We start from the raw sequence: 14,030 nt of genomic DNA, 5'->3' as shown, positions 1-14,030 counted from the left end.
ATCCTATCTATTACTTTTCCTGATTAGCTTCTTCCTTCTTCTTGCTGTTATCATCATCGTCAACTAACCCTTTTGTAGCGCTCTTAAATTCTCTTAATGTATTACCTGCCGCTCTTCCAAGCTCAGGCAGCTTTTTCGGACCAAAAATCAACAGTGCTACTAATACGATTAATGCAATACTTCCCGGACCCAATGGCATAGGGGGTCACCTCCGCTTATAGTTGTTCCTCTTTTTCTTCAAGAGGATAGTTTTTTAAAAAGTAAATCAAGGACTGTAGTTCTACCGACAAATCAATATGATGAACCCTTATGTGCGGCGGCACAGTTAACCTTGCAGGAGTAAAATTCATGATACCTTTGATGCCCGCTTCCACAATTCTATCGGCTGTTTTTTGAGCGACAGCCACCGGCACAGTTAAAATAGCAACTGTGGCATCCAGCTCCTGAATGGAAGCGATATCTTTCATATCGTCAATCTTCACTCCACTGATTTCATGTCCTATAATATCATCATTCACATCAAATGCGCGAATAATTTTCGTGCTGTCATTCTTAGAAAAGTTGTATCTTAATAGTGCAGTGCCTAAATTTCCCACGCCAATCAAAACGACATTCGTCTGCTCGTCCTGTTCGAGTGTTTTTCGAAAAAATGATAGAAGATAGCTTACATTATAGCCATACCCTTTTTTCCCGAGAGCGCCAAAGTAAGAAAAATCCCTGCGAATCGTAGCAGAATCAACCTTCACTGCCTCACTTAATTCTGTAGATGATACACGCTGCTTTCCTGAAGTATGGAGGTTCTCCAAAAACCGGTAATATAAAGGCAGGCGCTTTGCTGTTGCTTGCGGTATTTTATGTTGATCTATGTTCATAGCAGCCTCCAACGTATCTTTCATTCTTACGAGAGTAAGTAACTCTTGCACCGCCGCTACTTATAAACTGCTAGGCTGGGTTGGACCTGCCGTTCACCTTCCTTATTGTACAACATTTCATTCTTGAATGTAATGGGAACAGAACTTCCAGGCGACATAATTCACGAATATGTAAAAAAGATTGAGCCAGCTCAGACCGTTTCAATGTATCTCTCTCTTTTTGCAGGGACCTAAATAAGATACACTAAAGAGAAGTGAAACATGATTGCCAATTCTATAGCAAGGATGAAGAGACATGATATTGTTGCAATGCGTGAACCTTACCAAATCGTTTGGAGCGGAAACGCTCCTTGATAACATAAAGCTTGAAGTAAAATCAGGCGAAAGAGTTGCTCTCGTTGGAAGAAACGGAGCCGGAAAGTCGACCCTTTTAAAAATTATCTCAGGACAGACTTCTTATGACAGTGGGGAGATTATTACCCCAAAAGGAATTAGAATGGGCTATCTTGCCCAGCATACAGGTCTTGAATCACAGCGGTCTATCTGGGATGAAATGCTCTCCATTTATACGGAGGTCATTCAAATGGAGAAACAAATCCGCCGCCTGGAAGAAAAGATGGCCAACCCGGCTGTGTACGAAAACAATGCCCAGTATGAAAAGATACTAAAAGAATACGACGAACTCCAGGTAGAGTTCAAAGAAAGAGGCGGGTACCAATACGAAGCCGACATCCGCAGCATTTTGTCAGGTCTAAACTTTGCCTCCTTTGACTACAGCACCCCGATTTCAAGCTTAAGCGGCGGGCAAAAGACCCGCTTAGCATTGGGCAAACTCCTTCTTTCCAAGCCAGAGCTTCTTATTCTTGATGAGCCCACAAACCACCTGGATATCGAAACCCTGACGTGGCTCGAACAATACTTAACCGGCTACAAAGGGGCGATTTTGATTGTCTCCCATGACCGCTACTTTTTGGACAAAATCGTTCATAAGGTATATGAGGTAGCATGGAAGGAAGTCACACTTTTTCAAGGAAATTATAGCTTTTACCTTGATGAAAAAGCAAAACGCTATGAGCTTGAACAAAAGGCATTTGAAAAAAACCAGGAGGAAAGAGCCCGCTTAGTGGATTTTGTCCAGCGTAATCTTGCCAGAGCCTCCACCTCCAAAAGAGCACAAAGCAAGCGAAAACAGCTTGAAAAAATGGAAAGCCTCAGCCGCCCGCTGGGAGATGAGAAATCAGCCAAATTTTCCTTTGATATCGACCGGCAAAGCGGGAATGAAGTAGTAAAGGTAAATAATTTAACTGTATCCTATGATGGCAGCAAGCCTCTTTTCACTAACCTGAATCTGCAATTAAACCGCAAGGAAAGCGTTGCCCTCATTGGTCCTAACGGTGTTGGAAAAACTACTTTATTAAAAGCAATTATCGATAAAGTCAAACCTTCAGATGGTACGATTTCTTTTGGGAGCAAAGTTACAGTCGGTTATTACGACCAGGAGCAGACCCAGCTTACTTCGAATAAGACCGTCTTACAGGAATTATGGGATGAATACCCGTTAACAAATGAAAAAGACATCCGCACTGTTTTGGGTAATTTTTTATTTAGCGGAGATGATGTGCTTAAGCACGTCTCTGAACTAAGCGGCGGTGAGAAAGCTCGTCTTGCCCTTGCAAAGCTGATGATGAAAAAGGCTAACTTTCTAATTTTTGATGAACCTACAAACCATTTAGACTTAGATAGCAAGGAAGTGTTGGAATCAGCGCTTCTTGACTACCCGGGTACTCTTTTATTTGTGTCTCACGACCGCTACTTCCTGAATCGGATGTCTACGCGAATAGTTGAAATGACCAGCGAAGGGTTAAAAGACTATCTCGGTGATTACGATTACTACCTGATGAAAAAAGAAGAAGAGCGCCAGCGAGAGGAACTGCGCAGTCAAAGAGAAGCATCTTCCTCTTCTCAAGAGGAGCAGAATGGTTCGGATAAAGAATCTTATTTTCTTGATAAAGAAGCAAAGAAACGAGCTAGAAAACGAAAAAGAGACATTGAAACAATCGAAAAAGAAATTGAGGACTTGGAGCAGGAAATTGAAGAGATGGAGAATAAGCTCCTTGACCCTGAAATCTATGAAAGTCATCAAAAAGCACAGGAACTTCAGGAAAAAATAGATACATCCCGACTGAAAGCCGAAGAACTTATGGAAAAATGGGAAGAACTTCAGCTGGAAGAGGACCAATAAAACACTTAATCAAAAAGAAGCGCAGAAGGATCTACGCTTCTTTTTGCAGTTTCCAAATTAATGCTCCGCATATGAGAAAAAACATAGAGGTGGCTGCGGCTGTAACACCAGAATCATTTAACAGCAAAAGAAATATAGAACCAGCAGCTCCCCCTTTAATGACCACTTTGTCTCTGTCATCCCAAAGCTTGAATTTCCCTTTGATTAAGAGCAGCGCTGCTACAACATAACTTGTGACAAACAATGTGGTCCAATTTGAATAACGAAGTATTTTTAAATTCATCTCTGCTTTTCTTATCATGATCTCCAGTATATAAGAAAAGTTTCCCCCTTCAAGCTGTCGGAAAGCCTCTCCTATGTGAGTGACAGGACCTGCAAGCTGCACAATCTTTAAAAAAGAAAGAGCACCGATCAACGCTCCTCCTGCCAGGGCCAGCTTCTTTAGCTTTCCTGCTGAAGGAAATAACAGCTGAAAGAAAAGAAAGCTAAACATTAATCCAGCTGACAATGTGGCACCTGCATTTGAGCCAAGAAAGGAGGCTCCCAGGAAAAACAGCGTCAGGATTGCCAGAACCCCCCCTGCCTTCCAAAACTTTTTACGCAGACAATAATGAATAATAAACAAGGCAGAGATAACGTAAAAACCAGCATATTCATTGCCAATTCCGTAATACCTTGCCCCTATTAACGGATCATAACCAAGATAAGATCGCTGCATAAGAGGCGAACCTAGAAGCAAATCAAACGAAACCATGATAAAGAGCAATAAAGATGACAGCCAGACTCCCTTCTCAGACCTCACAGCTAAAAGAAGACCCGTTAAGAAAGACAGCAGGAATATAAGGCCCACATACCAATAGAAAGAAATGGACTTAAGCAGGACAGGGGTAACTAAAAACCAAAAGGGTGAACTCATTCCTCCAAGTAGCACCCCTGGCAGCAAATACCTTGCTTTAGATGAATCCTCTCTTTTTTTCCACACGTAAAGAAATGAACTAAACAAAAGAAAAGCCAGCAGAATTATATAGGATAAAAGGACTTCAGGTCTTGTTGAATAAATAACAGCCAGCCAGTCAAAATGAGTAAACATGGCTTCCCTGCCATCCTCTTCCCCTTCTGTTTCCTTTCTTGTCAAGGGAGTGCCTGTAAGCTCTCCTGGAACCTCAATTTGAAAATAAGATAGAATAGTCGGCACAATGTCTACATTGGAAGAGATAAAAGGCTGCCTTGTCGTGTGAGAATACAGTGGCAAGCCATGCTGCTGGCCCTTTTCCCACAAAGCTACCGGTGCTATCCGGTACCCTTTATCATTTAATTCCTTAGGCACGGTAACACCTAGCACCATAAAATTTTGCTCGTTATTCCTTAAGGTAAGGAGAAAGGTTTGCAGCTCTTTTCTAAGCTGCTGTTGATAACTTCTTTGCCAGGAGGGATCCATCTTTTCTTTATCCTTATGAAAACGGTAGAATTCTCCCCATTCTATTACGCTAAATGACTTTTCGTTTTCTTGGCGTGTCTTCTCCAGCCACTCGGTTAAAGCCTCACGATCAACCTTCCAGCCTCCAGGAGCGTGAGGAACCTTTACCATTCCTTCCTTAAGCTGTCCCCTTGCCTCCCCTTTTTCATTCATTGTAAATAAAGAACCATATCTTACTTTTTTCTCTTCATAGTCACTGGTCCCTGCTACATTTGTCATAATTCCGTTCTCTTCTAACAGACCTCCTAACAAACCAGGTTTAGAACCAAATGATTCAAGGGTATTCTTTTTAGAAAGACTGTGGATAAGTGGATGAATAATAGAGGAAACAGGGGCAGTTCCTTGAAGCTTTCTATATTGTACTTCTGCGGAAAGGCTGCCTGTGGATAAAACCTTTTCCCCTCGATTATATGCATTCCACTCAGCCACACCTGTTCCTCTGGCTCCAGTACTTAATGTGACAGCTTCATTTATGTATGAAGAAGGCCCGGCTGCTTTTACATTTATACCTGTCATTGAAACTTCGTCCCATAAACTTTCATTATCAGCTGAAAGAAACTCTATGTCTTCAAGAGACAGTTCCGGAACAACTACGAGAGTGAGATGGTCCCCTGAAATACTTTTGGCAGAAATTGTTGTCGATATAAGGCAGGTGCTTAACCATAGGCACAGAATACTTATGTGGACAAATTTAACTCTCATATTTACAAACAACCTTATCTTTGTTAATTTTCTAACATATCCACACTATCCACATACTTATCAACAACAGTATACCCATCTAAAAAGGGTTTTTTTCATTTATACACAAACTTCTCCACTTATCCACAGTTTAATCCGTACACATCCAAAAGTCCCGTATATAAAGTTATTCACTGATTTATCCACATTATCCACAGTTGTTTTTTCAACAGCTTTTGACAAAAAAAGACCCTCCCTATGATAAGGGAAGGCCAGGCTCTCCATTCAAATCCAGTTTTGCAAACTTGTTGCTTTTCCATCCTGTATACGCAGCTGCACCAATCATGGCTGCATTGTCTGTGCATAGCTTTAAAGATGGAATCCTTAGCTCTGCTTCACTGTTTTCTAATGCTTTTTCCAATGAATCTCTTAACCCTTTATTAGCAGCCACTCCGCCAGCTACAACAAGCTGCTTTACATTATACTCTTCTGCAGCTTGTTTCGCTTTTGTAACAAGAACTTCCACGACACTGGCCTGAAAACTAGCGGCCAGGTCCTCAGGCTTTACCTCTTCACCTCGTTGTGACGCATTGTGAAGAACGTTGATCACTGCTGACTTTAACCCGCTGAAACTAAAGTCATATGACCCTGTTTCCAGCCATGCACGGGGCAGGTCAATATTGGCTTCCCCTTTTGCTGCAAGCTTATCTATTTCCGGTCCCCCTGGGTACGGCAGTTTCAAAGTGCGAGCGACCTTATCATATGCCTCTCCCACTGCATCATCCCGAGTTTCTCCAATCACTTCAAAATGCCCGTCTTCTTTCATGTATATAAGTTCTGTGTGCCCTCCTGAAACTACAAGAGAGATAAGAGGAAACTCCAGAGGTTTCTCCAGCTGGTTTGCATAAATATGACCGGCTATGTGATGTACCGGGATTAAAGGCAGACCATGAGCAAAAGCAATCGCTTTTGCAGCATTAACCCCAATGAGCAATGCGCCAACCAACCCTGGTCCTGCAGTCACAGCCAAAGCATCCAAATCGCTAAATGTGAGATTGGCTTCACTCAAGGCTTCCTCCACTATAAATGTAATTTGTTCCACATGATGTCTTGATGCAATCTCCGGGACCACTCCCCCAAAGCGCTTATGGCTCTCGATCTGAGAAGACACTACGTTTGAAAGTACCTCTTTGCCTCCCTTAATCACAGCAGCAGCCGTTTCGTCACAGCTGGTTTCAATGGCCAGTATGATTGGAGCATCATTTTTCGTTAATTGATTGTTCATGTAAATTCACCCACATCACTAAAGCATCCTCGAGATTATCCGTATAATAATTTTTACGGATGCCTCCCGGCTGAAAACCATATTTTTTATATAAAGACTGAGCAACATGGTTTGTTACTCTTACTTCAAGACTCATACGCAACGCTCCATAGGACTTTGCCATTTCTAACGCGTTAGCTAAGAGCAGTTCCCCTATACTCTTTCCTCTATGATTGGAATGGACTGCAATATTCGTGATATGAGCATCATCTATCACCACCCAGACACCACAATAACCAACAATCTCCTCTTCACAATCGGCTACAAGATAATGAGCAAATTGATTAGATGTCAGCTCGCTTTCAAATGCAGCCCTGCTCCACGGAAGAGTAAATGAATCCTGTTCTACCTCCAGTACCCCCTCTATATCCTCTACCGTCATAAACCGCACGGATACCTTCTCACCCATTCGTCTTTCCTTTCTGATCAGCAAGCCACTTCTTCTCAGCTTCCGCAAGCTGAATGTACTCAGGGACAAATTCGTGAACAGATGGACCCGACTCAGCTTTTTCACCCAACGCTAACAGTTCACCAGGACGGACGGAATTTTCCTGCATGGTACCACACAGAGCTTTATCCCCAAGGGTGTACTCAATCAATTCACGGTGCTTTTCTATATCCTGACTTAAAAACAATACGTCCTTTTCTGTCTTTTTGAGTCCCTGCAGCCAATCCTCCATTAATGTAATCCGGTCTTTTTCCACCATTTTGCTCTCACCATGGCTGCCCTGGTAAAGCCCGGTGTACACCTGTCCCCGGCGAGCATCTATAAATGGGCAGACCAATCCTTGAAAATGCTTCCCATTTTGAGCCAGTATTTTCAAGCTGGATATCCCTACGACCGGGATATGTAATGCCCAGGCCATCGACTTGGCAGTGGTCACTCCTATACGAACCCCAGTATAGGAACCAGGTCCTTTTGCTACAGCAATTCGGTCCAGTTCGTTTGTCTTTATGGAGGCTTCTTTTAAAAGGTAATCTATAGCTGGCATCAGCCTGATAGAATGATTCTTCTTAAGGTTCGTTATTACCTCTCCTTTGATTTCTCCCTCAGCAGAAACCCCTACCCCAAGTGTATATGTTGTTGTATCTATAGACAGGATCTTCATTTCCCCTGCAGCTCCTTGCTTAGTTGAATATATCTCTCCCCATAAGGGGTAAAAGTAAATGTCCTTTGTGTATCGCTGTCTCTTCTTATTATAATATCCAGAAAGTGATCAGGGAGCTGTTCTTTAATAATTTCCGCCCATTCAACTACCGTGAGGCCCTCACCTTCAAAGTATTCCTCAAAACCCAGGTCTTCTCCCCCTTGTTCTTCTAAACGATAAACGTCCATATGATACAAGGGAAGCCTGCCCTTATACTCCTTAATTATGGTAAAAGTCGGACTGTTTACCACTCGTTTCACTTCCAGCCCTTCAGCAATTCCTTTTGTAAAGTGTGTTTTTCCCGCTCCTAAATCTCCTGAGAGGGTAACGAGATCACTTGGCTGCGCAGCACGGCCCAGGCGTTCTCCTAACGAAATGGTTTCCTCAGGTGATCTAGTGATAAACGTAAAGCTTTCAGCCATTACCCTCACCAACTTCCCTTACCTTTATGATTTAAAATGATTGTAGCCTTTTTTATTAAGACGAACCAGTCCGTTCTTCTCTTTTTTAAGCCACACTTCCCCACGGCCTTCTTTCACGGTCCCAATCTTATATAAAGAGAGGCCTTCTTTTTTCATCGCTTCCGATAGCAGCTCCCAATCGTTTTCCCTAACCGTTCCTACAAGCTCAAAATCTTCACCACCAAACAGCATCCATTCAAGCCGCTTGGCCGTATCTACACTCTGCAGTTCCTGGGCAATAGGGAGACTGCTTTCATCCAGCTCTATGGAAACATTACTCGCTTCAGCAATTTCATGCGCTTCGCTGCCAATTCCATCACTTATGTCATTCAATGCTCCCCTAGTATTCAAAGAATTGATCACCCTTGCTTCTTCCACTTTAGGCCGCGGACGTTGGTGAGCTATCGTCAGCCGTTTTTCTCTTGCTGTAAAGTGCGCGTTTCTTGACCTCTTGAGCAAAAGAGCAAGTCCTGCCGCTGACTTCCCAAGAGAACCTGTGACAAACACTATATCTCCAGGCAGAGCATTTTTTCTTAATAGGCGTTTTCCAGCTTCCACACGGCCGGTAACCGTAACGGAGATCACTAGTTTATCGGTAGTGGAGACCGTATCACCGCCAATTAAGTCCATTTTGTACCCCTCTGCCAAGGATGACATCCCTTTGTAAAGCTCCTCCATTTCTTCCTCCGACCAGTCAGAAGGAATCGCAACAGAGACTAAATAAAAGACCGGCCACCCTCCCATCGCGGCTACATCACTGATATTTACGGCCAATGCCTTGTGCCCTATATCAAATGGGGAGAGAGTAGTCTTCTTAAAATGCACATCCTCTACCAGAGTATCAACACATATAATTTCATCATAAGATGCATCGGTTTTATAAACAGAAGCATCATCGCCAATACCTTCAAGCAAATGGCTTTGATAGTGTGATTTTGGCTTAATTTTGTTTATCCAATCAAATTCATCATGAATCATAAGGTCACACTCACTATTTCTTAAGGTTAGATGTCCGCATAACAATCCTAATCTCATTCTTTCCAATATTAGAAATGTCAACGGTAATATCATTGAAATCATCCATTTTCTTTCTACAGTGTAACGTATTCTTTTGGAAAATTCACTTCTCGATAGCCGTTTGCACAAAAAAAGCAAAACAATACTTTGATTGCTTTGCCGACTTTAAAGTATATGTACCTCATTTTGAAACCAATAAAAAAAAGCCTCTTTCAGCTTATTAGTAAATGATTATTTGGTTGCACTCTTCGAGTACTACTGATGTTTTTTTGCTCAGATGTTGATTCGACGTAGGAGCAAAAACTTAATTTGGTTGCGGGGGGAGGATTTGAACCTCCGACCTCCGGGTTATGAGCCCGACGAGCTACCAGACTGCTCTACCCCGCGATATTATAAAATTAGATAAGGCCTGGCAACGTCCTACTTTCACAGGGAGTTGCCCCCCAATTATCATCGGCGCTGAAGAGCTTAACTTCCGTGTTCGGCATGGGAACGGGTGTGACCTCTTCGCTGTCGCCACCAGACCTTTTATGACGTTCTCAACGTCACGTATATAAATATATCACGGTTCTTAATGCAATGCAAGCACTTATTTATATTTTCATTACAAATTTGTTTTTTTTGCAAAAAGTCACTTGTTTTGATATCATATTAATAAGAATATTTAGAATATTATTATAAAGGAGGGTTTTATCATGGATCTTATCCAATGTGTAAAAGCTGCGATCGGAGCTAACATGGCGTTACTTGCGACCTTTCTTTTCCTGCCTATATTAATATTCAGTGACAATATTTCTGTCTACCAAAATTTTCAGGACTGGATGAATGCAAAAGACAGCCGTTTTTAGACGGCTGTCTGTTTTTATTTTTTAGCAGCTTGTAAGGCTCCGTTAAATGCTTCAATAATATCCTTGGACTCTTCTATTCCAACCGAAATTCGTACAATTCCCGCTGTGATACCTAACGAATTTCTTATTTCCTCTGGCACTGTTCGATGTGAGGTTCCAAGTGGATAGGACACAGTCGTTTCCACGCCAGCTAATGTAGGAACAATTTTCACCCAATCTAATGAGGAAAAGAAGGTATGCAAATCAATGTACTCTTCCAGCTCAATACTAACCATTGCCCCGTTCCCTCTTTCAGAGACTGCTTCCGGATAGTAAACTTTTTTAATATCCTCTTGCTCTCTAAACCAGACAGCAAGCTCATTAGCATTGGCGCATTGTCTCTCCATTCTTACACTTAAAGTTTTTAACCCCCTGCAGGCAAGCCAAGCTTCAAAAGGGCTCAAACTTCCCCCTAAGTTAATTATCTTTTTCTTAGCTTTTGCTATCAGCTCTTCATTGCCCACTATCACTCCAGCCGTTACATCGCTGTGACCGCCTATGTATTTTGTAGCACTATGTACCACTATGTCTGCGCCCTGTTTGTATGGCTGTATTAAATAAGGTGTAGCAAACGTGTTGTCAATCATTACGGTTAAATTATGAGTTTTACCGAGCGAGATCAGCTCTTGCAAATTTTCGGCTCTAAGCAGGGGGTTGGCAATGGACTCAGAGTAAAGAAGAACAGTGTTATCTTTAATCTCCTCTTCAACATTCTTAATACTTGTAAAATCTATAACTGAAATTTCATATCCAAATCCTTTTAATTCCTGTTCAAATAATTGGTACGTCCCTCCGTATAAGTCTTCTGGCACTATAATATGCTCACCCGGATTTGCAGCTGCCATAACGCCTGCAAGAATTGCAGACATCCCTGAAGAACTGGCTGCGCCTGCGGGAGCTCCTTCTAATTGAGCAACGCCTGCACCTAAGTCATCAGGGTTGGGATTGCTATAACGAGTATAAAGATATTCCTTCTCTCCGCTAAAATAGCTTTCCATGTCTTCTAAGCTTTCAAATGTGAAAGCTGAAGTTTGGTAAATAGGCTTTGTTTTACTTACGTTCTTCTCCCCATCACCCTTTTGAAAATGTACAGTTTGTGTATTAAAATGCTTAGTCATAACGTTCTCTCCATTCGCCTATGTTTGGTCGTTCTTTTTCATCATGATTCCGAGTTGAGAAATTCAATTTGTGTAAGAGTTTTTTCTTGTTTTTTCATCAAAGAATGGGCAGTCTCTACGCTCACTTTTTCAAATGAGATTTTTTTACCAGGGAGAAGCTGCGCTAATCGTGGAAGGTCCGTGCTTATTACATTGGCAATACGGGTGTACCCGCCTGTAGTCTGTCTGTCAGCCATTAAAATCATAGGCTGTCCGTTCTTAGGCACCTGAATGGTACCGTATGCTACGGCATCCGATAATATATCAGCTTTGTCTAGATGCTTTATCGGTGTCCCTTCAAGTCTCATACCCATACGGTCGGCTTCCTGAGTGACAATATACTCAGTATTATAAAAAGCATGAAGTCCATCCTTGGAAAAGTCTTCTTCCTCTGGACCTGGAACGACTCTCAGAGGGGAAAGGTCATCATAGTCAGGAATAAATGAGTAATGAAGTCCTTTGCCCGGCTTTACGGTTCTATCCTCCACGTTTTTATAGATCGTATCTCCCTTTTCTGCAGACCTTCCTTCAATACCTCCCATTTTTGCTTTCATATAAGTTGACTGACTTCCAAGTGTTTTCTCGCCTGCTATGCCACCCGAAATACATAGATAAGCTCTTACTCCCTTTTTCGCTCCATGAAATATCAGCTCATCTCCTTCTTTTATAGAAAAAGATATCCATCGGGAAACCGGCTGGCCATTTAATTGAGGTTGGAGGTCAGCACCTGTAATGACTGCCACAGCATCACTTTGGGCAAGTAAATGCGGGCCAGCCATGGTTAATTCCAGTGCAGCATCTCCGCGGTTGTTACCAACTAATAAGTTTCCTGCTTGATAAGAAAATTGATCCATCGCCCCAGAAGCCACTACACCAAACTGCTGATAACCCGTTCTCCCTTTATCCTGTATAGTTGTTTGCATTCCTGGCTTTTTCACAAGGAATAGAGGTTTACTCATTTCCATTCACCTATTGGCTGGACAGTAATATTGTTCTCTGAAAAAACCTTTCTGACATGTTTAACAAATTCCAAAGCTTCCGGCTTATCTCCATGAACGCAGATTGTGTCAGCCTCTAAGTCAATAACCGTACCATCTAACGCTTCCGTCTGCTTTTTTGTAATCATTTTAATCACTCGTTCGACTGCCTCTTCAGTGCTATGGATTAATGCCTCAGGATTGCTTCTTGGAGTTAATGTCCCATCAGGCAAGTACGTACGATCAGCAAATACCTCATTTGCGCATCTGAGTCCCAATCGCTTTCCTGCCGTAATTAATTCTCCCCCCGCTAAACCAAATAGTATAAGTGAAGGATTTACATCGTACACTGCTTCTGCTATCGCCTCTGCCGTTTTTGTATCCACCGATGCAATGTTAAACAAGGCTCCATGAGGCTTCACGTGCTGAAGAGAAACCTGGTGAACTCGGCAGAAAGCCTCTATGGCTCCAATCTGGTAAGTCACAAGACGATGGACCTCACCAGGTGTCATCTCCATCTTTCTTCGTCCGAATCCCGCAAGATCAGGAAACCCGGGGTGCGCTCCTATACCTACTCCTTTTTCTTTAGCTAATTTAACCGTCTTGTCCATAACGTTATAATCTCCTGCATGGTATCCACAGGCTACATTTGCTGAGCTTACAAACTCCAGAACCTGTTCATCTTGTCCTATGGTGTAAGCACCAAAGCTCTCTCCTAAATCACTGTTTAAATCCACTTGATAATTCATGTGTCCCCTCCATGACCCTTGTGGTTAACTGGTATACTCTTCTATCGACCTCTATTTTTATTTTTTCATATTCCTCATTTTCTACCGGAACAAAGCGAATATAATTACCACTTTCCACTAAAAAAGGGTGCTCTCTATGTTGATCAAATAATTTTATTGGTGTTCTGCCAATAATGTTCCATCCTCCAGGACTCTCTAATGAATAAATACCAGTTTGCTCTCCTGCTATTCCAACGGATCCCTCTGCTACTTTTCCCCTTGGCTTACTTAAACGAGGAGCAGCTATTTTTTCAGACATCCCCCCTAAGTAGGGAAAACCAGGTGTAAAGCCAATCATATAAATAAGATAACTTTCACTTGAGTGAATACTGACTACTTCCTCAGGAGATAAGTTGTTTATTTCTGCTACCCTTTTTAAATCAGGGCCACTTTCTCCTCCGTAATAAGTAGGGATATCATAAATAACAGGAGGAGGCAGTTTTACTTTCTGCAAATGAGCAGACAGCTCATATAACCATTCTGCTGCTTTTTCATAGCTTATTAAAAAAGGATCGTAAAAGAAGGTTATCGCTGTGTAACTTGGTACCCATTCATTAATTCCAACCATTTTTGTTTCTTTTAATAAGTATAAGTAGGCTCTAATAAGACTGTTTGTTTCTTTGGATATTGTCTTACCTACTTCCATTCTTATTGCACTGTCCCCTAACGGAAGCATTCTAACTTGGTGTGACACCTCGTTTTCCTCCTTTCTGAACTCTGATTTTCCCTGCCTTCTCTTTCTGTTAATTATATTGTACCAATAACATGTTAAATAGAGGTGCTCTCTTTTTATTCTTTTAGACTTGGTAAAAGATTCAAACAAAAGAAAAGGTAGTTCATTTTACTATTTTAGCTAAGGTATGACTCTAAATAAGATAATTTAATACAAAAAAAGCACCCGTCTTGTGGGTGCTTTCATGATTGGCCTAGCAGCGTCCTACTTTCACAGGGAGTTGCCCCCCAATTATCATCGGCGCTGAAGAGCTTAACTTCCGTGTT

General features: G+C 42.0%; 14 protein-coding genes, 1 tRNA gene and 2 rRNA genes. 2 read left to right on the top strand and 15 right to left on the bottom strand.

The window, feature by feature from the left end; all coding sequences use genetic code 11:
* Positions 1-10: 10 nt before the first annotated feature.
* Positions 11-199 (bottom strand): twin-arginine translocase TatA/TatE family subunit, encoded by a 189-nt coding sequence (locus ACFPU1_RS13780; protein WP_054635907.1) that lies wholly within the window; start codon positions 197-199, stop codon positions 11-13.
* A gap of 16 nt (positions 200-215) precedes the next feature.
* Complete coding sequence (locus ACFPU1_RS13775; RefSeq protein WP_100397766.1) at positions 216-872, bottom strand: redox-sensing transcriptional repressor Rex; 657 nt, start codon at positions 870-872, stop codon at positions 216-218.
* A gap of 295 nt (positions 873-1,167) precedes the next feature.
* Here ACFPU1_RS13775 and ACFPU1_RS13770 point away from each other — a divergent pair, with 295 nt between their 5' ends.
* The gene (locus ACFPU1_RS13770; protein WP_385942175.1) at positions 1,168-3,114 is read left to right on the top strand and encodes an ABC-F family ATP-binding cassette domain-containing protein; all 1,947 of its coding nucleotides are present in this window, start codon (positions 1,168-1,170) and stop codon (positions 3,112-3,114) included.
* A gap of 31 nt (positions 3,115-3,145) precedes the next feature.
* Here ACFPU1_RS13770 and ACFPU1_RS13765 read toward each other — a convergent pair whose 3' ends face one another.
* The 8 genes from ACFPU1_RS13765 to rrf (ACFPU1_RS13730) all read right to left on the bottom strand — a co-directional run bounded on the left by ACFPU1_RS13765 (position 3,146) and on the right by rrf (ACFPU1_RS13730) (position 9,746).
* On the bottom strand, positions 3,146-5,293 hold the full coding sequence (locus ACFPU1_RS13765; protein WP_385942172.1) for an alkaline phosphatase family protein: 2,148 nt from the start codon (positions 5,291-5,293) through the stop codon (positions 3,146-3,148).
* A 235-nt stretch (positions 5,294-5,528) separates the two neighbouring features.
* Positions 5,529-6,557 carry a tRNA (adenosine(37)-N6)-threonylcarbamoyltransferase complex transferase subunit TsaD gene (tsaD, locus tag ACFPU1_RS13760; RefSeq protein ID WP_385942169.1) on the bottom strand — a complete coding sequence of 343 codons (1,029 nt, stop codon included), beginning with the start codon at positions 6,555-6,557 and terminating at the stop codon, positions 5,529-5,531.
* Positions 6,532-7,005 (bottom strand): ribosomal protein S18-alanine N-acetyltransferase, encoded by a 474-nt coding sequence (rimI, locus tag ACFPU1_RS13755; RefSeq protein ID WP_385942166.1) that lies wholly within the window; start codon positions 7,003-7,005, stop codon positions 6,532-6,534. Before rimI ends, tsaD begins: the two co-directional genes overlap by 26 nt.
* Entirely contained in the window at positions 6,998-7,705 is a 708-nt protein-coding gene (gene tsaB, locus ACFPU1_RS13750) for a tRNA (adenosine(37)-N6)-threonylcarbamoyltransferase complex dimerization subunit type 1 TsaB (RefSeq protein ID WP_385942163.1), read from the bottom strand. Before tsaB ends, rimI begins: the two co-directional genes overlap by 8 nt.
* The gene (gene tsaE, locus ACFPU1_RS13745; protein WP_385942160.1) at positions 7,702-8,166 is read right to left on the bottom strand and encodes a tRNA (adenosine(37)-N6)-threonylcarbamoyltransferase complex ATPase subunit type 1 TsaE; all 465 of its coding nucleotides are present in this window, start codon (positions 8,164-8,166) and stop codon (positions 7,702-7,704) included. The genes tsaB and tsaE overlap by 4 nt, the downstream gene beginning before the upstream one ends.
* 24 nt (positions 8,167-8,190) lie before the next feature.
* Positions 8,191-9,276 carry a thiamine-phosphate kinase gene (gene thiL, locus ACFPU1_RS13740; protein WP_385942157.1) on the bottom strand — a complete coding sequence of 362 codons (1,086 nt, stop codon included), beginning with the start codon at positions 9,274-9,276 and terminating at the stop codon, positions 8,191-8,193.
* Positions 9,277-9,532: 256 nt separating this feature from the next.
* A tRNA-Met gene (locus ACFPU1_RS13735) sits at positions 9,533-9,609 on the bottom strand.
* 20 nt (positions 9,610-9,629) lie between these two features.
* A 5S ribosomal RNA gene (gene rrf / locus ACFPU1_RS13730) occupies positions 9,630-9,746 on the bottom strand.
* Positions 9,747-9,917: 171 nt separating this feature from the next.
* On the opposite strand from rrf (ACFPU1_RS13730), the gene ACFPU1_RS13725 reads away from it, so the two are divergent.
* The gene (locus ACFPU1_RS13725) at positions 9,918-10,070 is read left to right on the top strand and encodes a hypothetical protein (protein WP_385942154.1); all 153 of its coding nucleotides are present in this window, start codon (positions 9,918-9,920) and stop codon (positions 10,068-10,070) included.
* A gap of 14 nt (positions 10,071-10,084) precedes the next feature.
* On the opposite strand, the gene ACFPU1_RS13720 is transcribed toward ACFPU1_RS13725, so the two are convergent.
* From ACFPU1_RS13720 to rrf (ACFPU1_RS17105), 5 genes are all read right to left on the bottom strand, one after another.
* A complete protein-coding gene (locus ACFPU1_RS13720) occupies positions 10,085-11,227 on the bottom strand; it encodes a trans-sulfuration enzyme family protein (RefSeq protein WP_385942151.1) in 1,143 nt (380 codons plus the stop codon).
* A 41-nt stretch (positions 11,228-11,268) separates the two neighbouring features.
* Positions 11,269-12,225 (bottom strand): 5-oxoprolinase subunit C family protein, encoded by a 957-nt coding sequence (locus tag ACFPU1_RS13715; protein WP_385942148.1) that lies wholly within the window; start codon positions 12,223-12,225, stop codon positions 11,269-11,271.
* Entirely contained in the window at positions 12,222-12,992 is a 771-nt protein-coding gene (locus tag ACFPU1_RS13710) for a LamB/YcsF family protein (RefSeq protein ID WP_385942145.1), read from the bottom strand. The genes ACFPU1_RS13715 and ACFPU1_RS13710 overlap by 4 nt, the downstream gene beginning before the upstream one ends.
* Positions 12,964-13,725: a 5-oxoprolinase subunit PxpB gene (gene pxpB, locus ACFPU1_RS13705; protein ID WP_232725367.1), complete on the bottom strand. Its 762-nt coding sequence runs from the start codon at positions 13,723-13,725 to the stop codon at positions 12,964-12,966. The genes ACFPU1_RS13710 and pxpB overlap by 29 nt, the downstream gene beginning before the upstream one ends.
* 230 nt (positions 13,726-13,955) lie before the next feature.
* Positions 13,956-14,030 (bottom strand): 5S ribosomal RNA (gene rrf, locus ACFPU1_RS17105); the annotation flags it as partial.

Origin of the sequence: Thalassorhabdus alkalitolerans (genome assembly GCF_042656525.1) — a bacterium.
Lineage (GTDB): Bacteria > Bacillota > Bacilli > Bacillales > Marinococcaceae > Thalassorhabdus > Thalassorhabdus alkalitolerans.
This window is presented reverse-complemented; position numbering and strand designations above follow the sequence as displayed.

Excerpts from the sequence above, each read along its gene's own strand:
- ACFPU1_RS13770 (WP_385942175.1), top strand. The coding sequence starts at position 1,168 with ATGATATTGTTGCAATGCGTGAACCTTACCAAATCGTTTGGAGCGGAA.
- ACFPU1_RS13720 (WP_385942151.1), bottom strand. The coding sequence starts at position 11,227 with ATGACTAAGCATTTTAATACACAAACTGTACATTTTCAAAAGGGTGAT.
- ACFPU1_RS13710 (WP_385942145.1), bottom strand. The coding sequence starts at position 12,992 with ATGAATTATCAAGTGGATTTAAACAGTGATTTAGGAGAGAGCTTTGGT.
- tsaB (WP_385942163.1), bottom strand. The coding sequence starts at position 7,705 with ATGAAGATCCTGTCTATAGATACAACAACATATACACTTGGGGTAGGG.
- ACFPU1_RS13780 (WP_054635907.1), bottom strand. The coding sequence starts at position 199 with ATGCCATTGGGTCCGGGAAGTATTGCATTAATCGTATTAGTAGCACTG.
- rimI (WP_385942166.1), bottom strand. The coding sequence starts at position 7,005 with ATGGGTGAGAAGGTATCCGTGCGGTTTATGACGGTAGAGGATATAGAG.
- ACFPU1_RS13725 (WP_385942154.1), top strand. The coding sequence starts at position 9,918 with ATGGATCTTATCCAATGTGTAAAAGCTGCGATCGGAGCTAACATGGCG.
- ACFPU1_RS13765 (WP_385942172.1), bottom strand. The coding sequence starts at position 5,293 with ATGAGAGTTAAATTTGTCCACATAAGTATTCTGTGCCTATGGTTAAGC.
- thiL (WP_385942157.1), bottom strand. The coding sequence starts at position 9,276 with ATGATATTACCGTTGACATTTCTAATATTGGAAAGAATGAGATTAGGA.
- ACFPU1_RS13715 (WP_385942148.1), bottom strand. The coding sequence starts at position 12,225 with ATGAGTAAACCTCTATTCCTTGTGAAAAAGCCAGGAATGCAAACAACT.
- tsaD (WP_385942169.1), bottom strand. The coding sequence starts at position 6,557 with ATGAACAATCAATTAACGAAAAATGATGCTCCAATCATACTGGCCATT.
- ACFPU1_RS13775 (WP_100397766.1), bottom strand. The coding sequence starts at position 872 with ATGAACATAGATCAACATAAAATACCGCAAGCAACAGCAAAGCGCCTG.
- tsaE (WP_385942160.1), bottom strand. The coding sequence starts at position 8,166 with ATGGCTGAAAGCTTTACGTTTATCACTAGATCACCTGAGGAAACCATT.